The sequence below is a fragment of the Xanthomonas sp. CPBF 426 genome (genome assembly GCF_903989465.1).
Classification (GTDB): Bacteria; Pseudomonadota; Gammaproteobacteria; order Xanthomonadales; family Xanthomonadaceae; genus Xanthomonas; species Xanthomonas euroxanthea.
This window is the reverse complement of sequence record NZ_LR861805.1, coordinates 4,796,941-4,816,238: the sequence shown is the minus strand read 5'-3', so window position 1 is coordinate 4,816,238 and position 19,298 is coordinate 4,796,941. Positions and strand designations below refer to the sequence as shown.

Genomic DNA, 19,298 nt, shown 5'->3' with positions numbered 1-19,298 from the left:
CACACACCGCTTGCGCGCCATGGCGCGCGTGCCGGGCAGTGCCTGCGCCACGCCGCGCGGGCCGGGATGCGCAGCGGAGACTGGGGTGAGGGTGTCGTACAGGGTCAGAATTGTGCCGATCGACAACTCGCCCGCGGCGCCTCCCCCCAGCAGGCGTCCACCCCATGAACCAGCCAAACCTCTTCAGCGCGCTGATCAAGGCCGACGCGCTACGCCCGCTGGATCTGGCCTTCGCGCAAAGCCTGCAACGCCTGGCCCCGGACACCGACCCCCAGGTCCTGGCCGGCGCCGCGCTCGCCTCGCTGGCCGTTACCAGCGGCCACGCAGGGCTGGACCCCGCGCGCGCCGCCATGCTGCTGGACGCGCGCGAGGGCCCATCGCCCGCACTGCCGGACCCCGCCGACTGGCAACGCACCCTGGCCGCCTCGCGCTGGGTCGACCAACCGGCTCCGGAAGACCCCGCCGCCGCCGACTGCCCGTTGGTCCTGGAACACGGCCTGCTCTACCTGCGCCGCTACCGCGAGTACGAACGCCGCCTGGCGCTGGGCCTGCAACGCATCGCCGTCCAGTCGCCGCCGCCCTTCGACGCCGCCACGCTGGCACCGCTGTTCGCGCAGCTATTCCCAAACCCGACCCCAGCCACTCATCCCGTGGACCCAACCCCTCTCCCCCCGGGAGAGGGTGCCCGAAGGGCGGGTGAGGGTCCGGGCCTGCCCGCGCCATCTGTCCACCAAGAGGGCACGGCCCCGCCCGCGCCATCCGTCTACCAAGACGGCACGCACCCGCCGGCCCCATCCCACCACCAGGACCGCCAGGCCCAGGCCGCCGCCCTGGCGCTGCGCCGCACCCTGCTGCTGGTCACCGGCGGCCCCGGCACCGGCAAGACCACCACCATCGCCCGCCTGCTGTTGCTGCGCATCGCCCAGGCGCAAGCATCCAACACCCCGGCACCGCGCATCGCCCTGGCCGCGCCCACCGGCCGCGCCGCCGAGCGCATGGCCGAGAGCCTGCGCCTGGCCGTTGCCCGCGCCATCGCCGACGGCATCCAGCTCGCACCCACTCCCGCTGCAGCCGCGCCCGGGCAAGCGAAGCCGTCACCGCACCCCGTCGCCTCCCCTCCCCATCAAGCCACAGAGCCACCGCACCCGGTCGCTTCCCCTCTTCACCAAACGACAGAGCCAGCAAACCCCGCCGTTTCCCCTCTTCCGCAAGCGGGAGAGGGTGCCCGAAGGGCGGGTGAGGGCCAGCCGTCCACCTGGAACTCCCTCCTCCCCACCGGCGCCAGCACCCTCCACCGCCTGCTCGGTGTCATTCCCGATTCCCCGAACTTCCGCCATAACGCGGACAACCCGCTGCCGTTCGACCTGATCGTGGTCGACGAAGCCTCCATGGTCGACCTGCCGCTGATGTGCAAGCTGGTGGAAGCCGTGGCCGACGGCACCCAGCTGATCCTGCTCGGCGATGCCGACCAGCTGCCCTCGGTGGAAGCCGGCGACGTGCTCGCCGCCATCCTCCAGGCCGCCGGCCCCGGCGACACCCTGCAGCCGCAGGATGCACAGGCGCTGCAAGCACTGCTCGGCAACGCGCCCGCCGACACCACGCCCGCCGCCGCCCACAGCGGCGGCCTGGCCGGCCACCGCGTGCACCTGCTGCGCGGCTACCGTCAGGCGCACGACTTCGCGCTCGCCCCGCTGGCCGACGCCGTGCGCGCCGGCGACGCCGACACCGCCCTGGCCCTGCTGCGCAGTGGCGAGCTGGCCGGCGTGCATTTCCACGAAGACGGCGAAGACCCGCTCACCCTGGGCCGCGACGCACTGCTCGCCCATTGGCGCGCGCTGGCCGACGCGCACGACCCGGCCGCCGCCCTGCGCGATGCCGCGCGCCTGCGCCTGCTCACCGCCGTGCGCGCCGGCCCGCAGGGCGCACGTGGCCTCAACGCCCGCATCGAGCAACTGTTGGCCGAAACCGGTTCCGGCGCCCGCCGTCTCGGCAGCGCCTCGCCCTGGTTCCAGGGCCGCCTGCTGTTGATCACCGAAAACAGCTACCGCCACGGCCTGTTCAACGGCGACGTCGGCATCTGCCTGCGAAGCGATGCGAGTCCCTTTTCGGGGCGCAGCGACGAAGGCCCGTCCTCACCGCCAGGCCAGTCCGCCGCCACCGCCAACCGCCACGCCCCAGGCACAGAGAGCCGTGCCCAGGGCCCGTTGGTCGCCTGGTTCGAAGGCGACGGCGACGGTCAGGTGCGTGGCTTCCACCCCGCCGCACTGCCCGCGCACGAAAGCGCCTTCGCCATGACCGTGCACAAGGCCCAGGGCAGCGAGTTCGACACCGTCTGGCTGCAACTGCCCACCCGCGACGCCCGCGTGCTCAGCCGCGAACTGCTCTACACCGGCATCACCCGCGCCCGCCGCGCCCTGCACCTGGCCGGCAGCGAAGCGGTCATCCGCAGCGCACTCGCCCGGCACGCCGCACGCATCTCGGGCCTGGCGTGGCGGTTGGGTGCGCAGCAGCAGGCGGCACCCGCCAAGCAAGCAACAGAACCATCCACTGCGTTGCCTGTGCAGGGGGCGTTGTTCTGATGGACGCGAGCCGGCGCGATTGCAGGATCACTTACGGCAAAGCGGCACGTTCGCCCATCACCATCGCCGTGAATACCTGGATAGCAGGGTGTTTGCCGACAACGAGTTGCCTCCAGAGGCAGTCATTCGAAATTTTCGGATAACTGCCGCCTACGGCAAGCGTGCACGTTGAATTGAAAGATCGCGCCGAGGATGAGTCGCCATTGCCGTCTGCCCGGGAGTCGCCTGCCAAGGTGGTTCCATCCGTCCAGGGCCCGTTGTTCTGATAGACCCCAAGCCGGGGATGTGGCGTAAGAACGCATGGCAAGCAAGCGCTTGCGCTAGGGAGGTGAATGATGAAAGCAGTATGGATTCTTGGGACGGTTGCGCTGGCGACGTGCTTCGCCGCTACTGCGGCCGGGAGGCTGAATATCAAACTCCAGAACGTACAGACAGCGCATACAGCGGCAGCTGGAGCTTCAGTCTTAGTCACGATGTCCAACACAGGTGACCAGCCCATCGAGCTACCTGCGGCGTATGTTCCAGACGTAGATAAAAGCGGGAGATTGCAGACCAATCTGTTCAAGGTCATGCAAGAGGACGGCAGCCCCGTCGACTATCGCGGCATCTACGTGCATAACGTCCGCGGTTCCATGCAACCTCTTGTCTTGAAGCCCGGGCAGTCAATCGTCAGGACGATCAATCTGTCACGGAGCTACCAGATCATGCCTGGACGCACGTATTCGGTGGCGGTCTATCCGTTTGTGCGTTATCGAGAGCAATCGGAATCAAAAAGTAAAAGCACCTCAGCCGATATGACGTCTCTGAAGACTGCTACATCCAACAGCATCGAGATCACACCTCGATAGGTCTGCGATGATGGAGGGAGATGTCGCCGAGGTCGAAATTGTCGATTACCACTGAGCACGAGGCATCTGTCCATGACAGCCCTACCCAACATCCACCCCGGCGAAGTGCTGCTTGAGGAGTTCCTCGAGCCCATGGGCATCAGCCTGAACGCACTGGCGCGGGCCACCGGCGTGCCGCCGCGTCGCATCAACGAGATCGTGCTGGGCAAGCGCGGCATCACCGCCGACACCGCCGTGCGCCTGGCTGCAGCGCTGGGCACGACCGAGCGCTTCTGGCTGGGCCTGCAAGCCGATTACGAGCTGGAACAGGCGCATCGCGCGCTGGGCGGCCTGCCGTCACGGATCAAGCGGCTGGCGGCTTGAGTCGAGAGCCACACCATCGCTACGTGGATCGTGCGCTATCACCTGCCGGCCAAACGCACCATCAGATCCATGCGCTCATGCAGGATCGCCACGATCAGCGATGGAGCCTGCTCACGCGGCAGGCAGAAGACGTAATGGTGCATGCAATGCGACATGCGCAACGCAGGGTACAGCGCACTCAAATCCCTGAAAGTGCATTCTCCTTCTGCGAGATGGGCAATGCCCTGTTCCAGGTCTGCGATGTATCGGCGAACCTGCGCCTGGCCCCATCGTGCCGAGGTGTAGCGGATGATCCCGCGCAGATCGGCTTCGGCTGCGTCGGTGAGGACGTAGCCGTGCATCAGCCACGACGGCCCTCGGCCAATTCTTCATCCAGGATGGTGCTGATGCTCTTGGTAGACACGTTGCCGGCAAGGCCTTCCTCGACACGTCCCCCAAGCAGGCCTTTCAACTCATGCCATGCCTGATCAGCGTTTATATCGCCAGGGAACAGGCGTTCAAGGGCGTATTGCTTGATGGTCTTGCCTTGCAAAGCCGCCAGCGCCTTCAGGCTCTGGTGCTGCTGATCGCTTAGGTCGATGGTCAAACGGCTCATGACGCGCTCCGAATTCCGCACAAACCCACATTAGCACAGCCGGTCTGGCCGGCCCGTTGTTCGGTCAACAGCGCGTTGGGGCGCTACGCAGGCCATGTCAGTAGCGATTGAGAGAATCCGACAGGCCGGGTTCGCAAGCCAACGCTCAGCGCCACGCGCCACGCCTAAAAAACGCGAGGTCAGGCCTGCGCCTGACCTCGTCTGCCGTCTTGCAGGCCGGGCGGCTTACTTGCCCTTCTTTTCCTGCTTGGCCGCGCGCTTTTCCTTCAGCGTCTTGGTCGGCTCTTTCTTCTGGCTCTTCTTCTGGTCCATCCCCTTGCTCATGACACCCTCGTAGTTGCTGGATTGATCGGTCGGGCAGCGCCATGACCCTGGCGTGCCTGCGCACTGTACGGCTTGCGCGGGGTGGAATGGCAGCGGCAGCGCAAGGCCGGGCGACGGGCGGTGTGTCCGGCCCGGCGTCTGCGCGAGGCAGCGTGCACCAGTAGCCCTTCGGCATGGCCGGCTAGGCCACAAACGCAAACGCCCGCGTGCGGCCGGCAAGGTCTGCACGCGGGCGCTGGCGACAGCGGTGGGCTTACTTGGCCGGCACGCGCTGGTACTGCTCGCCACCGGTGTTGAGGTGGCCGTTGGCCGCGTCGATGGCGAAGTTCACCGTCTCGCCATCGTTGGTGACCTGCAGCGCCCCATCCTTGTAGACCGCCGGGTAGCTCTCGGTCTTGGGCTTGCGGCTGAAGAACTTCGGCGTGGTGCTGCGGACCATGAAGGTCTCGCCATTGCGCTCGATGTCCATCGTCTCTTCCTGCGTCTGCACGTTGACCCAGTGGCCAACGAACTTCTCGCCCTCCACCTTGGCGCAACCGCTCACCAGCAGTGCCGCGGCCAGCGCGGTGCCCATCCATTTCATCATCGTGTGTTCTCCAGTTGAGTCTGCGGCGAGGATGGCGGGTGAGGGATGTATGGGAGGTCAAGGCTTTCATGGCATCGATGGCTTGAATATGAATGCAGCTCATGTCGTCAGAAAAAATTAATGTAAGTTCCCGTTAACCGTGGAACACACTGCCGAATTGAAGCAAGATAGCGCATCAAATAATCGGCGACAGAATATGGCTGAGCGCGAAATTGAAGTATCTTCTTTAGAGGATTATCCGAACCTACAAAAACTTGCTGAAGCAATGTGGCGCGAAGCTAATTCCTACCACGGTGCAGCGGTTATGGTGGGCGCAGGCTTTGGAAGGTCAGCAGCTAGGAGTGGCGATCCAAACAGAAAACTGCCATTGTGGTCTGATTTATCTAAAACATTAGCTGACCAACTAAAAACTAGCCCTTACAACGATCCCTTGCGGCTTGCAGCGGAATATGAGGCGTATTTCGGGCGTCAATCACTCAATGATTTATTGCGTCGCGAGATTGATGATAAACGATGGGAGCCAGGAGGTCTTTACCAAGAGCTTTTAAAGCTTCCTTGGACGGAGATACTTACTACGAACTGGGACACCTTACTTGAGCGTGCAAGCTTAGAGGTGAGTGCGCCGGTCTATAGTGTCGTGACCCGCCAAGAGCAATTATCTAGCTCGCGGTCTCCACGCATTGTAAAGCTACACGGAACATTAGGGTTGACGGATACCCTCGTTTTCACTCAGGAGGACTATAGGACTTTTCCGCGAAAAAGTGCAGCTTATGTAAATTTTGCCAGACAAGTTTTTATTGAAAACGAGCTATGCTTGATTGGATTCTCGGGGGATGATCCCAACTTTTTGCAGTGGGTAGGTTGGGTGCGTGACCAGCTTGCCAACCACGTGAGAAGAATCTATTTGGTGGGTTCGCTCCAATTAACTAGCTCTAAGCGGAAATATCTCCAAAGTCTAAACGTCGCGCCGATCGATCTCTACCCGATGGTAAGAGGTTGGGACATCCCAGACAGGCAGCACTTAGAAGCAATTCGGTATTTTTTGGATGAGCTTAAACGGCTTAAGCCTATCCCTGCATGGGAATGGAAAATCACTTCATTGAACCGGTCTGCTTATGACGAGAGCCAAGATAGGCGGGAGCGTGAAGACGCATCGATTCCTGCAAGGCGGCTGAAAGATCAGCTAGAAATATTAATGCAAGATCGCAATGCCTATCCCGGATGGCTTATATGTCCACATGGCAGGCGTTGGCAGTTGCGGCACCAGATCAGTGATCCTAATCCTTCGTTGACCATATTGTTGGCCATGAATTTGCCTGACAGGGCGAAGATACTTTACGAAATAGCGTGGAGGCACGAAGTAAGTTGCTTGCCTATCCCCGCATGGCTTGCTGGCCAAATATTAGAAGTATGTAAGGCAAGCGGACATAACGAAATTTCCATCAGACAACTTTGTGAGATGGCGTTGCTTGCACTTCGCAGCAGCCGATGGGTTGACAAAGAAGTCAGAGAAATAATTTCAGAAGAGAGTCAAAAATTTCTTGAAGATAAGAAAGCGTTTTGGGAAGAAATCCCTAATGAGCTTTTCTACTTCAAGGCTGGTCGCGCACGAGACAACATAGATTACTCGCAGTTGCAGGTGTTTGTTGAGAATATTCAACCAATAGATCCCACCTGGCAGTTGCGGAAGGCAGGTCTTCTTTGTGATCTTGGAAGATTCGAGGAAGCTAAAAATCTCGTATCAAACGCTTTTTCCAGTTTGCAAAAAATAAGTAGAGACGATCCTGGGTCTATTCAAGTTTTCTCTAGATTGGCATGGGCGCATTGGTTTCTTCGCGGCCTAGAGATTTATAGTCCAAAAGTTTATGAGCCTTTCCCATCGATCTACCAAGATAAGCGCTGCAGTCCGTGGGATGAAATTCAGAGCCTTGGTGATGATGCGATCAGTATGCTGGAGAAAGAGCGGAAAAGGATTGGTATCGAGCCACTCTTCGACGCCGGAAGTTTCAGGGATCGGAGTCAACAAGTGACGTGGAGTAACGAGATCCATCCGCTTGTACTTCTTGAGATAATGAGTAACAGAACAGGATTGCCAGTGAGGTCGCAAGGGGTAAGCTTCCTAAGTGAATCTGCAAAGGCAATTCTGCAATCCAAAAATATCGGCGATGAGGATCGATTTTCTCTTGCTATGAGGGTCGTGAGAAATGATTCCGATGACGTTCTCAACAAAGTGATGTCACGTGCAAAGATAGCTTCACTTGATGCCGAATTCGCAAGTTCGCTATTTTCCTCAAACAAATTAGCTCTAGAATTTTGGATAGAAAAATTTAATTCTGGTGGTGAAGCTTCCAAATTTGCTATTGAAAAGATTCAGCTATTTTTTGAGGTTGTCGCGAGGTTATGTGTCCGTGCTACGCCTCAAGAAGCTATAGAAACATTCAAGCTGGCACGAAAAATCGCGACATTACCTGGGGTTATTAACTTTAGGACGATTCAGCCTTTTAACAATCTCGTTAAGTTTTCACTGGAAAGTGTTAGGGAATCAGACCGGTTTTTGTTAGTCGAGGAGGTGCTTCTATTTCCCATCTCAATCGAGCTTTCTACGGCTGGTGAATTTAATTTATATAATCCGATTATAAAATTTCCAGGATCCAGAGAAAGTAGCCGGGTTGTGGATGAGAGAATTTCCCAGCTTATCGATTTTGCATCGTCTGATGAACGCGCCCGCGGTGACGTCCTAGAGCGCCTGCTTGTTTTGCAGGATGCAAGCTATCTTAATGAAAAGGAAGGTTCTGCATTAGCAAGAATGGTCTGGGGTGATCCTGAGAGTTATGAACCTCTGCCCAGTTCAGGACTTTATTGGAGAGCGCTCTCAAGAGTTCCAAGTGCGGATCCTCAAGCAGTTAATGCGTCAATCAGGAGTAGTCTCTTTTCGAAGGAGCCAAGCCAGATGTGTAATGTTGCTGGACTTGCACAGATAGTCGAGGCGCGTAGCTTTGGGGCGGTTGAAATTCAGCCGACAGAAGCAGAATCTTCTAAATTTTTCGATTTTTTAGTGCAATGGCGCCGAAACAAGGACGAAGATGATTCAATCATGGGCCATCTTAATTGGGATGATGATAGGCTGGAGGAATTGGTTTCTAGTGCACTGGCTTTTGTATTTGTTCCCGCACTTGGAAAAGAAAATTTAACGTCATTTCGGCTTGACGCTCTTTTAGAATTTAACGCGCAAACCCGAAAAGGAATTTTAATGGCGGGTGCTCCTTACTTCGCCATGGCTAATCCTGAGCTAAGTGATAAAGTGAATCGTCAAATCAGAGTGGCTCTTCGTAGCGAGGATTTGAGGGTTTTTTCTGCGGCAGCTCACGCGAGCTTAGTTTGGATCAGAGTGGATTCTCAAGCGACTGAAGCAGCAAGCTTGTTATCCATTTTGGTTAATATGGTTGAAACGGGGGCGCCCGCAAAATTACCAGCTTTACTTGGCGTATTTCGAGAAGCTATTGCAATTGGCAGCGTTAATTCTATCGACATGCAAAGAATAGCAGAAGTATTGCCTGACATATATCAAAGAAGTAGATATGAGATTCTTGACGATTCGTACGAATCTGTAGTTGCGCCATTAATACGACGTGAATGTGCCCGAATAGCTGAACTTATTTTGAAAGATAAATGTGAAAATAGTGAGCCTCTTTTTGATTTAATTAGTCAAGCTTTTAATGATCCGCTTCCTGAAGTAAGGTGTGCATTGGAGTGTGGAACATTAGCAGAAAGAAAGTCTTCTTAGAATTTCACTGAATTTTGTAACCCACAGGGTGACTATTACAAACCAATGAAGCGCACTTCCGCTGTTATAGATGTCACTATTCGACGCACTTGCAGTGGCATTCCTGCTAGTCATTTCCAACTCCCGCCGGGATCTTGGGGAACGGTTCTGCAAGCGCTGTGCGCTTGCTTTCCTTATGTTCCCGAAGTGGTCTGGCGTGATCGTTTTTTACGTGGTCGAGTACTGGATGCTTGTGGTCATGCGCTTGATGCATCGGCGCCACACCGACCTGGTGCTCAGATCCAGTATTTCCGAGAAGTAATGGACGAGCCGCTTATTCCATTTACTGAAACGGTAGTACATGCTGACTCCCATGTGTTGATGGCCTGCAAGCCGCACTTTCTGCCCGTGGTGCCAGCTGGCGCCTATGTGCGCGAGACGTTGCTGACGCGATTAATGCGGCGCTTCGATAATCCCGCATTGGTGCCGTTGCACCGCATCGACCGAGACACTTCGGGGTTGGTGTTGTTCTCGGCCAACCCTTCCACGCGTGGCATCTACCAGGCGTTGTTCCGCGAGCGACGTATCCGCAAGCACTACCTTGCGGTGGCGCCGCCGCTGCCGGGGCTGACGTTTCCGTATGTGCATCGTAGCCGGCTGGAGCTGGGCGAGCCGTTCTTCCGCATGCGCGAGGGCGAGGGCGAGCCGAACAGCGAGACGGTGATCGATGTGGTCGCGCGCGGCGCGAACACATGGACATATCGGCTGGAGCCTGTCACCGGGCGCAAGCACCAGTTACGTGTGCATATGGCCGCGCTCGGCGCGCCGATCCTGCATGACCGTTTCTATCCAGAGCTGGAAGATCAGCGGCCCGATGATCCGGAACGGCCGTTGCAGTTGTTCGCGCATATGTTGGCGTTCGATGACCCGATCACCGGCGAGCCGCGGAGTTTTACAGCGACGGTCGGGCCGAACAATTAGGAACGAAGCAACACGCACTCTCCCGGCGGATTACTTCAATTCCTTCTCGAACTCGGTAACGAACTTGGTCAGTGAAGTTCCGCAGGCGTTGCAGAAGTCCCGCAACTGAAGAAGATCCATCCGGCGACTGCCTCGCTCAACATCACTGACATACGACTGCGGGCGCTCCAGCGCAGTGCTCAAGGCAGCCTGCGTTAGTCCCGCGGAGAGGCGAAGTTCGCGCAGTTGCTGCAGCAGGACGTCGTAATCGTCTTTGTGGATCGACTTGATTGGCATGGCGGCGACGTTGAAAGGCCGCACTGAAGCTATATCCCCTTTTCAAATATCTGAAAAAGGGATAAATTTGGAGGGCGGATATCTCGTCCGCTCACGTCGAGGACGGATGCCATGACGACTTCGAAAACCCTCAAGGCACCTACGCCAGAGGCCACGCTGCAAACGCAAGAAGAACACTTCACCTTCGGCGTCACCGTCGAGCAGATCGACCAGTTCCATTCGCTGCTGCGCACGATCACTGCGCAGAGCGATATGGTGGCGGTGTGCAGCGGCAAGCCGCTGGATGCCACCAGTCTGTCGGTTCTGGGCGAGAGCATCTTCAACGCCGCCCGCGCGGTGCGCGGTGTGGTCGATGAGATTTACGAGCAGCGCCTCGGTGTCGATGGTCCGGACGATGCGGCCGAAGCGAGCGGGCAGCGCGGCGCCAGGGTCTGACCGGGCGCCGCGGGCAATCGCGTCAGCCTCAACGCACCTTGTACAACACCGCCGCACCCGGCTTGGGCTCGAACATCGGCACGGTCTGCTGCTTGAGCGCGGTGCCCTTGGCGTCCCACACCAGCGTCTCGGCGGGGTATTCCTCGTTGCGGGTCATGGTGTCGATCTGCTTGACGATCACCGTCTTGCCGGCGGGCACTTCCGGGTTCCAGGCGAACACGCCCAGGCGGCCGTAGAACACCGCCGGCGCGGCGGCATCCAGGCGGCGGTCCGGGCACATGACCAGGCCGCGTTCCAGCATCACCCGCAGCGCGCCCACGGGCACGGCCTTGACGGTGGGCGCGGTGCGGTCGGTGCTGTGGCCGGGGCAGACATTGGCCGAGCGGGTGAGCATGTCTTCGACCACCTGGCGGTCGGACTGGGCCAAGGCCGGCAGCGCGGCGGCGGACAGGGCAAGCATGGCGAAAGCGGGTTTCCAGGGCATCTGACAACTCCTCATGAGATGACACTCCAGTACTGCAGCCCTGCAGGCGCGGGCTGCTGCCAGTGACGCGCCCGAATCCTAGCAATGTGCACGTCAAGCACGGCCAATGGGTGGCGCCGCTGCGGCGGCCGCGCGCAAGCAGCAATCGGCCGCCAACGCCGCCGCCGGGCCACCGACGCCGCCCACGCCGGCTGGCGCGGACTATAACGGCCGCTGACGCCGATACCGCCTGTCAGGAGTCTCCTGATTGAGCGGCGGCGGCAACGTCGATAGCGTGCGCGCTATCACACCGCTGGACTGCCTCATGGAACGCGCCGACCTCATTGCATCACTGCTCACCGGCATGCGGCGTGCCGAAGACTTCCGCGCGCAGGCGTTGATCTACAGCACCGCGCACAGCCAGCAGATGGAGGCCGATTACGGCAAGGCGGCCGATGCCGAGCTGGTGCTGACGCTGTTCGCCTTCACGCCGGAGCACCTCAAGCTGCTGGGCAGCACCGGTATCGAGAACCTGGGCGAGATCGTCTGCCACGCCTGGGCCTTGAACGGCGGCAACAACGAGGCGCTGATCGGCTGGTTCCGCAAGCCTATGAACGCCCTGGACGGGCAGACGCCGGCCGCGCTGGTGCGCGGTGGCCGCCTGCAGGTGCTGCTGCTGGTGCTCAGGCAGCAGCTGGAGTGGGAGTTGTCCAAGCGCTCGGCCTGAGGATCGACAGCGTTGCACGGCGCGCCTTGGCGCGCCGGTGGCCGGCCCGTCGATCGGCAGCGCCGGCCGTGCGTGGGCGCGCTTACTGCTTGGGTCGCGCTACGGCGTACATCTCCCAGGCAATCTTCTTCATCAAGGCGTTGCTGTCCTCGCCCTCCTTGTACAGGTCGAAGTGGCTGCGGCCTTCCAGGTAGCGGAAGTCGCTTTTGGCGCCCAGGCCGTCCAGCACCGCCTGGAACTTGCGCGCCGCCCCATCCAGGTAGAACGTGTCGGCGGTGCCGACGATCAGGTGGATCTTGCCGTCCAGGTCCGGCTTGAGCGTGGGCCATTGCGCGGCCACGCGCGCGGCGATGTCGTAGTGCGTGCGCCAGTAGGCCACCACGGCCGGGTCTACCTTGCCGGTGTCGCGGTCGAACATCGGCAGCGGGCGGCCGTCGGGCCCGCGCGGGGAAAACACCCACTCGAACGAGGTGAGCTGGCCGCCGTACGGGCCGAGCACGCGCTCGAGCCTGGCGAAGGTCTCCAGGTCGGCCACCACCTTGCCCTGGTCGCGGATCAGCGGGAACTGGCTGCCGTCCGGGCGCCGGTAGACGTTGGCATTGGGCGCGTACAGGTCCGGCCCGGTGAAGTCGTGGAAGTCGCTCGAGTCGGGCGAGGTGGACCAGGTGCCGCCGAACAGCTTGGGGTAGCGCGTCTGCAGCCACAGCGTGGCCCAGCCGCCGGACGAATGCCCGTTCAAGAAGCGGCCCCGGGCGTTGCCGTCCATCTTGTACTGGCGCTCCAGCGCGGGAATCAGCTCTTCGGTCAGCGCGGTGCCCCAGGGGCCGTTGTTGACCGAGTCGGCGAACTCGTGGGTGCCGGTGGGCGTGGACTGGTCCAGGAACACCCAGATCATCGGCGGCATCTGCTTGGCCGCCATCGCGCTCCAGGCGGCGGCGATGCTGCCGGCAAAGCGGTTGTAGTTGCCGCCGAAGCCGTGGGTGACATACACGGTGGGATAGCGGGCAGCGGCCTTGGCGTCGTAGCCCGGCGGGGTGAGCACGCGGGCGCGCAGCGACACCGGCCGGCCCCAGAACGCGCTCAGCGCCGGGCTCACCAGCGAGGCGTCCGCGCTATGCAGCCTGGCCTCCGGGATGGCGTCGCGGATCGCCTGCGGCGCCCGCGGCGACACCTGCCACGGGTCGTCCGACACCGGCACCTGCCTGCTGAGCCTCAGCGTGGGCAACGGCTTGCCCTTGCCCGGCGTCACCGCGGTGACCTCGCTCAGCAGATCGCCGCCATCGCGGCCGCTGTAGCCGTAGCTGTGGTCCGGATCCAGCACGGCCTGGAACAGGTACTCGCCGGCCGGCAGCGCGGAAAACCCGCTGGGGAAGGCGATGTTGTCCAGGTCGATCTCGACGCTGGCACCGGGGGCGAGCGCGGTCACCTCCTGCGCCGCCACGGCCACCGCCGTCGGGCGGAACGGGCTGACGTCCACCTCTTCCACCTTGCCGGCTTTGCCGTCCTTTCCATCCTTGGCCGCGGCCTGGGCGTCCTTGGCCAACGTGGCGAACACCAGCAGGCGCCCGGACACGGGCTGGTCGCTGGCCCCGTCCAGCGTGACACGCAGCAGGCGATGGGCCGCTGCCGGTGCGGCGGCGTGCGCGGCGCAGGCGCACAACAGGCCAATGGCCAGACCCAGGCGGGGAACAAGACGATGCAGGGACATGCAGATCCTTTGGAACGCAGGTGGACGAGGCGGGCGCACACGGCCCTGCGCAGACTGTAGCCAGTTCCCGGCCCACCGTGCGCCGCCATCGCGAGGTCTGGTCACCGTATCCGATCTGCCTGTCCAGGAATCACCTCCTCAACCGGACCCGACCCCGACTCCACCCGGTATCACGAGCAGCGCAAGCCATAGCGTGAAGCTGGGCCAGCCTCGCCAGCCCCAAGTAACTAAAACGAAAGCCCGCGTCAGTTCCAACCCGGTAAATGTCTGACAGGCAGCCAATCTAATGTTGGTTCCAGATTTCACCTGTTTCCGGTCAGGCACGCTTGCTGCGGCAGATTATGTTTGGTCCTAGTGGTAAATGCGTTGCGTGCGGTCTCGACTGATGTCTGATGCTAGAAACAGAAACGGTGTTTGCTCCCGAATTCCAAACTGCATCACGCAACGAGGTTATTGAGACGATTTGCCGGGTTTGCGAGGCTTTGGTCTTCAACGATGAACACACCAGCGGCGTGACCAGCTGGTGGCGTAGGTGTGGTGCGTGCCACACACACGCGGGGCGTCATCGTACGCAATCGATCATCTGCCGCTTGGCGTTATGCACAGGTGCCGTTGCGAATTCCATTCAAGGCGCAAGCGGCAGCCGCGCGAACAGCCGCTGCCAAAACCTTGCATCACACACCAGGGAACGATCGAAATGAAACGTAAAACCAGCTATCGCGGTGCGCTTGCGGCCTGTGGCCTTTCACTCGTCGTGGCCGCGCTGTGCATGGACGCTGCTGTTGCAGCACCGGTCAGCAAGACGGATACGGTCACGCTGACCCGTGTCTTTGCCACGCTGCAGACCGGTCAGCAGGATCAGAAACCCGAAGACATCGCGGCATGTCGCAAGCAGGTGTCGGCACCAACATCCAAGTACCTGGGCTCGGCGGTCACCACCAAGTACTCCATCGACGTGCAATCCAAGATCATGTCCGCGTCCTCGTCGCTGCCATCGCCTGTGGCCACACAGCCGCTGACGGTGACGATACCGCTGGCGCCGTTGGGCGTGGCTGGGGAGTATGCCTTCGGCGCGTTTCGGCCGAGCGCGCTGCCCGACACCTATGTGCTGTTTTCGGTCGGGCTGGATTTCAAGGGGCCGCAGTCGTCCGTGCTGGTTCTCAACAGCGACAAACCCTACAACTGCCTGGTGACCAGCAATCCGGCGCCGTTCAAGGGAGCACTGGCTACCAAACTGGGCAAAGACCAGGGCCGCTGATGTCTGCAACCGCCGGGTAATCGGCGAACGCGCCGAAGACAGCGTCGGCTCGTTCGGCTGCTGTTTTCAAAGCAGCACGTTGGAGGAGCGGGCGAAACGGCGGTTTATCACCGCACGCGCCGGATCAACTCCACGGGTCAATGACGTCCAGCGCCATCGCCGCGAACGGTGCCGTGTCGCGAGTGGCAACGGTCAGGCCTTGCGCGGCTGCCGTTGCAGCGATGTAGGCATCGGCGCGACCGAGTGTGAGTCCTGCGGCTCTGGCTTTCGATGCGAGTGTCGCGAATGCGTGCGATGCGTCCAGATCAAACGCCAGCAGGCGCCCATTGAACAGTGGCAATACATCGCTTTCCAACCGTGCATGCAACGTGGATCGCTTGCGGCCCTCGGGCATCACGGCAATGCCAAAACGCAATTCGGCCACCGTTACCACCGACAGGAACAGTGTCTCGACAGCCTGCGCATCGATCCAGGCAACGACCTTCGGGTTGGGCTGAGGCCGCCAAAGCTCGGAGATGACATTGGTATCGAGCAGGATCACTTCAGGCTGATCGGCTTGATTGCGGTCTTGTCGCGTAAGGTGTCGAACGCGTCGGCCTGTTTTGCTGTCAGGCCAGCGTCGCGGCCAATGTCCACCAGCAGGGAGCCGAGTTTGACCCGGTCTGCCGGTTTGGCCGCTGATTCAAGGATTGCGCGGATCTCCGCCTCGGTGCTGCGGCCGTGGAGTGCGGCCCTCGCGCGGATCGCGCGATGCACCTCATCGGGGATATTGCGGACGGTGAAAGAAGGCATGTCACCCTCCCGGTGGAATCAGGTTGCTTGCACTTTAGAGAAGTGCAAGCACTTAGACAACTTCACCACACCCGGTATCGAAGCAGTCATCACCGCACCAGCCGTATTGGAATCCGGGGCCAACCTGGCCTGCCACTCACCGATACGGCCCCGGCCCGCGCCACACCGGCTCGCCCTGCTTGTAGACCTCCATCATGTTGATGACCTCGCGGGCATCGCCGATGTCTTTCAGCTCCGGCGAGTCCGGCGGCAGCAGGCGGCATTTGCTGGAGCCGCGCTTGAGCGCGACTTCCAGCGGGCAGACCATGCGGTACTGGGTGCCGGGCAGGATGATCGCCAGTTCCTTCATGCCCTGGTCGCGCCAGTTGCGCAGCTGGGTTTCGCTGCGCACTTCGTAATAGACCTGGTAGCCGCCCACATCCATGCTGGGTTGGGCGTTGCTGCGGTCGCGGCGGCGGCCTTCGCTGATGGTGGGCGTGTTGGACATGCCGTCCTCGGCGGCATCTGCTTCTTCTTCGAGCATGCCCGGTGGGCGGCCGGTCCAGGTCTCGGGGCGGCGCTGCGGCGGCGATGAAGGTTCTGCCGGGGGTTGCGGCGGGGTGGGGCGCTGCACCGGCTGGGTCTGGCGCTGCTCGACCAGGCCGCCGCGGCGGGTGTTGCCTGCCGGCGGGATCGGGTTCTTGGCGGTCTTGACCAGGGTGGACTGCACCGGCGAGGCGGCCGGCGGCGGCTGCACGGGCGCGGGCGTTGGCGAGGGCGGGGTGGGCGTCGGGGACGGAACCGGCTGGTCGGGCGTGGAGGTGTCGCCGACGAAATCCACCTTGGTGCGGCCACCGCTGGCCGAGCCCTGCGGCGGGGTCATGGTGGGCGTGGAGGCCGACAGCAGGATCAGCAGCATCAGCACATGCAGCAGGGCGCTGATCAGCGCGGCGATCCACGGTTCGATGCGCTCGATCAGCGGCTCGGTGCGCGGCAGCCAGTCCTGCGTTTCCAGGCGGACGTGCAGCAGCTGCAGCGCGTCGTCGCGCACGCGGTAGACCAGCACGTAGGGCGTTTGCCTGACCACCCATTCGCTGGTGCCGGCGACGCGGCCGGCGCGGCCGCGCCCGGGCTGCTCGGCCAGGGTGCGGGTGGCGTCCAGCACCCGCCGCGCCATCGCGGCGGCGGCGGTCGGGCTGAGCGCGTGGTAGTGATCCTGGGCGTGTGCGAGTTGCCTGGCGGCCGGGACGGTCCAGTCACGCCGCAACATCAACGCCCCATCTGGCGAACAGTGCCGCCACCTGTGCCGGTGCGACAACCGCGCCCCGATCCGCTGCGGCCATGCCCTCCAGCACGGCGGCCTCGAAGCTGGCGGTGTCCACGACGCGAACCACGTCGTCCCATCCTGCCGTCTCGGGCAGCGTGTCGATCAGCGTGCGGGCTTCTTGCTTGATGGCGGACATGGCACTGCGGTGGGGAGCTCTGCCGGCAAGTCTACCCGTGCGGCTCTGGTTCGCGTGTGGCAACGGCTGGCGTGCGGTTGAGGCGTTTATTGGCAGTGGCAGGGAAGCGGTCCTGCGCGAGGGCCTCTGGTCCGTCGCGATGGCCGCGCGTGGCGGCGGCGGCCCGGCCGGCCGCCTGCGCGCGCAGAAAGTGACACTTGGCACCTTGTTCGCTACCGGGGGCGGTTTCATTCTGCGGTGGTCACCTCACCCCGCAAAGGAATCGCCATGCCCGCTGCTGCCATCGCACCGCTGACGCCGTATCTGTCGATGGCGGCCATCGCCTTCCTCTACTACCGGCGCATCCGCCGCAGCTTCGGCCGCCAGCGCTGGAAGCCGGTGAGCACGGCGCTGCGCGCCCTGGTGCTGGTGGTTGCCGCGGCGGCGCTGGCGTACGCGGTCTATGGCCTGCCGCAGGTCCGGCCAGGGATCGCCGCGGGAGCGCTGGTCGGCATCGGGCTGGGCGCCGCATCGCTGCGCTACACGCATGCCGAATGGGTGGAGGGACGCGGCTGGTATACGCCCAATCCGTGGATCGGCGGTGGCTTGATGCTGGTGCTGCTCGGGCGCCTGGCCTGGCGCTGGGCCGATGGCGCCTTCAGCGCGGGCGCGGCGGCGGCCGGCGCGCAGGCCAGCCCGCTGACGCTGGGCATCGCCGCGGCGCTGGTGCTGTATTCGCTGGTGCATCTGGGCGGGCTGTGGTGGCGGCTGCGCCAGCTGCGGCTGCAGGCTGCGCCGATCGCGGTGCCGCCGCCACTGTCGTGAGGGTTGTCGGGCGCCGCCGCTGCTTGCGGCGTCCGCGCTGCATCACACCTGCGAGCGGAACGGAAGGACCAGCTTCTCGCCCAGCTTCTGCCGCAGCGGCCGCTTGCGCCAGCGCTCCAGTGTGTACGGCTCGGCCCGTTGCAGGTCGCGCTCGAACACCTCGGTCATCTGCGCGGCCAGGTCACGGTCGTAGACATTCAGGCTGGCCTCGTCGTTGAGGCGGAACGAGCGGATGTCGAAGTTGGTCGAGCCCACCGAGACCAGCAGGCCGTCGATGATCAGCAGCTTGGTATGCAGCATGGTGGGCAGGAATTCGTGGATGGCGATGCCGGCCTGCAGCAGCGGCTCCCAGCTGGCCTTGGAGGCCAGCCGCACCGAGACCGCATCGATATGCTTGCCCGGCAGCAGCACGCGGATGCGTACGCCACGCGCACGCGCTTCCAGCAGCGAGCGGGTGATCAGCGCATCGGGGACGAAGTAGGCCGCGGCCAGGTCGATGGAGCTGCGCGCCGCGGCGATGGCGATCAGGTACATCAGGTGCATGCTCTCGCTGCCGCCGACCGGCGAGGCCACGAACAGCTGCGCGTCGCTGTCGCCGGCCGGTGCCAGCTCCGGGTAGTACTCGGCGCCGTTGAGCACGCGGCCGGTGCTCTTGATCCAGTTGTCGTTGAAGGCGGCCTGCACCTGCGCCACCACCGGGCCTTCGATGCGGTAATGCGAGTCGCGCCAGTGCTCCGGGTCCTGCGCATCGCCCATCCACTGGTCGGCCACGCCCACGCCGCCGGTGAAGCCGATGCGGCCGTCGATCACCAGCAGCTTGCGATGGGTGCGGTTATTGACGCGGTGCAGGTTGTACCAGGTCAGCGGGCGGTAGCGATGCACTTCCACCCCGGCCTTGGTCATGTCCTCGACCAGCGACGCATCCATCTTCAGGCTACCGCCCCAGTCGATGGTGACGCGCACCTTGACCCCGGCGCGCGCGCGCTCGGACAGCGCCTGGCTGAACTCGCGGCCGATCTCGCCCGACCAGTAGATATAGGTTTCGAAGGTGATGGTGCGCTGCGCGCTGCGGATGGCGGCCAGCATCGCCGGGAAGATCTCGCTGCCGTTATGCAGTACCTGGATCTTGTTGCCGGGCAGGATCGCCGGACCCAGCAACACCGACATCTCGCGCTTGAACTGCGGGTCGGACACGTCGTAGCAATGGCTGGGGATGTGCTCGAGCTTTTTCTCGGGCGTGGCGAAGTTGAGCAGCAGCAGCCCCACCACCAGCGTGGTGACGACCGTGGCCACGATGATCCATGTCATGCATCCAACCCCTGTTCCCCTGCCATCGACGGCCCCGAGCGGCCGG

The 19,298-nt window shown here is 62.2% G+C and carries 19 protein-coding genes and 1 pseudogene; 9 read left to right on the top strand and 11 right to left on the bottom strand.

The annotated features are described in order from the left end of the window. Positions 1-164: 164 nt before the first annotated feature. The 3 genes and pseudogenes from recD to H7A87_RS20350 form a co-directional block, all read left to right on the top strand. Positions 165-2,507 (top strand): annotated as a pseudogene (gene recD / locus H7A87_RS20360) (exodeoxyribonuclease V subunit alpha); the annotation flags it as partial. Between the two features lie 407 nt (positions 2,508-2,914). Next, positions 2,915-3,427: a hypothetical protein gene (locus H7A87_RS20355; protein WP_232087892.1), complete on the top strand. Its 513-nt coding sequence runs from the start codon at positions 2,915-2,917 to the stop codon at positions 3,425-3,427. Between the two features lie 72 nt (positions 3,428-3,499). Then, a complete protein-coding gene (locus H7A87_RS20350) occupies positions 3,500-3,790 on the top strand; it encodes a HigA family addiction module antitoxin (protein WP_119129952.1) in 291 nt (96 codons plus the stop codon). A gap of 38 nt (positions 3,791-3,828) precedes the next feature. Here H7A87_RS20350 and H7A87_RS20345 read toward each other — a convergent pair whose 3' ends face one another. From H7A87_RS20345 to H7A87_RS20335, 3 genes are all read right to left on the bottom strand, one after another. Further along, the gene (locus tag H7A87_RS20345; protein ID WP_180496824.1) at positions 3,829-4,131 is read right to left on the bottom strand and encodes a type II toxin-antitoxin system RelE/ParE family toxin; all 303 of its coding nucleotides are present in this window, start codon (positions 4,129-4,131) and stop codon (positions 3,829-3,831) included. Further along, positions 4,131-4,385, bottom strand: coding sequence for an antitoxin (locus H7A87_RS20340; RefSeq protein ID WP_119129950.1), 255 nt, complete (start codon positions 4,383-4,385; stop codon positions 4,131-4,133). Before H7A87_RS20340 ends, H7A87_RS20345 begins: the two co-directional genes overlap by 1 nt. Before the next feature lie 577 nt (positions 4,386-4,962). Further along, positions 4,963-5,295 carry a hypothetical protein gene (locus H7A87_RS20335; protein WP_102255212.1) on the bottom strand — a complete coding sequence of 111 codons (333 nt, stop codon included), beginning with the start codon at positions 5,293-5,295 and terminating at the stop codon, positions 4,963-4,965. Positions 5,296-5,491: 196 nt separating this feature from the next. On the opposite strand from H7A87_RS20335, the gene H7A87_RS20330 reads away from it, so the two are divergent. Together H7A87_RS20330 and H7A87_RS20325 are read left to right on the top strand one after the other, a co-directional pair. After that, positions 5,492-9,079 (top strand): SIR2 family protein, encoded by a 3,588-nt coding sequence (locus H7A87_RS20330; protein WP_119130008.1) that lies wholly within the window; start codon positions 5,492-5,494, stop codon positions 9,077-9,079. A 45-nt stretch (positions 9,080-9,124) separates the two neighbouring features. After that, entirely contained in the window at positions 9,125-10,039 is a 915-nt protein-coding gene (locus H7A87_RS20325; protein WP_119129949.1) for an RluA family pseudouridine synthase, read from the top strand. A gap of 30 nt (positions 10,040-10,069) precedes the next feature. On the opposite strand, the gene H7A87_RS20320 is transcribed toward H7A87_RS20325, so the two are convergent. Beyond that, positions 10,070-10,315, bottom strand: a complete 246-nt coding sequence (locus H7A87_RS20320; RefSeq protein WP_115045825.1) for a helix-turn-helix transcriptional regulator — start codon at positions 10,313-10,315, stop codon at positions 10,070-10,072. Positions 10,316-10,426: 111 nt separating this feature from the next. Here H7A87_RS20320 and H7A87_RS20315 point away from each other — a divergent pair, with 111 nt between their 5' ends. Then, positions 10,427-10,750, top strand: coding sequence for a hypothetical protein (locus H7A87_RS20315; protein ID WP_119129948.1), 324 nt, complete (start codon positions 10,427-10,429; stop codon positions 10,748-10,750). 28 nt (positions 10,751-10,778) lie between these two features. Here the strand turns inward: H7A87_RS20315 and H7A87_RS20310 are convergent, their stop codons facing one another. After that, the gene (locus tag H7A87_RS20310; RefSeq protein WP_180496823.1) at positions 10,779-11,234 is read right to left on the bottom strand and encodes a hypothetical protein; all 456 of its coding nucleotides are present in this window, start codon (positions 11,232-11,234) and stop codon (positions 10,779-10,781) included. 304 nt (positions 11,235-11,538) lie between these two features. Between H7A87_RS20310 and H7A87_RS20305 the strand changes: the two genes are divergently transcribed. Continuing rightward, a complete protein-coding gene (locus H7A87_RS20305) occupies positions 11,539-11,940 on the top strand; it encodes an antitoxin Xre/MbcA/ParS toxin-binding domain-containing protein (protein WP_126968946.1) in 402 nt (133 codons plus the stop codon). A gap of 82 nt (positions 11,941-12,022) precedes the next feature. On the opposite strand, the gene H7A87_RS20300 is transcribed toward H7A87_RS20305, so the two are convergent. Continuing rightward, a complete protein-coding gene (locus tag H7A87_RS20300) occupies positions 12,023-13,648 on the bottom strand; it encodes an alpha/beta hydrolase-fold protein (RefSeq protein ID WP_119129946.1) in 1,626 nt (541 codons plus the stop codon). A 697-nt stretch (positions 13,649-14,345) separates the two neighbouring features. On the opposite strand from H7A87_RS20300, the gene H7A87_RS20295 reads away from it, so the two are divergent. Beyond that, complete coding sequence (locus tag H7A87_RS20295) at positions 14,346-14,906, top strand: hypothetical protein (protein ID WP_104586335.1); 561 nt, start codon at positions 14,346-14,348, stop codon at positions 14,904-14,906. A 124-nt stretch (positions 14,907-15,030) separates the two neighbouring features. On the opposite strand, the gene H7A87_RS20290 is transcribed toward H7A87_RS20295, so the two are convergent. The 4 genes from H7A87_RS20290 to H7A87_RS20275 form a co-directional block, all read right to left on the bottom strand. Next, positions 15,031-15,447: a type II toxin-antitoxin system VapC family toxin gene (locus H7A87_RS20290; protein ID WP_102582219.1), complete on the bottom strand. Its 417-nt coding sequence runs from the start codon at positions 15,445-15,447 to the stop codon at positions 15,031-15,033. After that, entirely contained in the window at positions 15,444-15,698 is a 255-nt protein-coding gene (locus H7A87_RS20285) for an Arc family DNA-binding protein (RefSeq protein WP_102582218.1), read from the bottom strand. The genes H7A87_RS20290 and H7A87_RS20285 overlap by 4 nt, the downstream gene beginning before the upstream one ends. Before the next feature lie 136 nt (positions 15,699-15,834). Further along, complete coding sequence (locus H7A87_RS20280) at positions 15,835-16,947, bottom strand: type II toxin-antitoxin system RelE/ParE family toxin (RefSeq protein WP_119129945.1); 1,113 nt, start codon at positions 16,945-16,947, stop codon at positions 15,835-15,837. Beyond that, positions 16,934-17,140, bottom strand: a complete 207-nt coding sequence (locus H7A87_RS20275) for a hypothetical protein (RefSeq protein WP_119129944.1) — start codon at positions 17,138-17,140, stop codon at positions 16,934-16,936. The genes H7A87_RS20280 and H7A87_RS20275 overlap by 14 nt, the downstream gene beginning before the upstream one ends. A 267-nt stretch (positions 17,141-17,407) precedes the next feature. On the opposite strand from H7A87_RS20275, the gene H7A87_RS20270 reads away from it, so the two are divergent. Continuing rightward, on the top strand, positions 17,408-17,944 hold the full coding sequence (locus H7A87_RS20270; protein ID WP_119129943.1) for a hypothetical protein: 537 nt from the start codon (positions 17,408-17,410) through the stop codon (positions 17,942-17,944). A gap of 42 nt (positions 17,945-17,986) precedes the next feature. On the opposite strand, the gene H7A87_RS20265 is transcribed toward H7A87_RS20270, so the two are convergent. Continuing rightward, on the bottom strand, positions 17,987-19,252 hold the full coding sequence (locus H7A87_RS20265) for a phospholipase D-like domain-containing protein (protein ID WP_180496822.1): 1,266 nt from the start codon (positions 19,250-19,252) through the stop codon (positions 17,987-17,989). Positions 19,253-19,298: the final 46 nt, after the last annotated feature.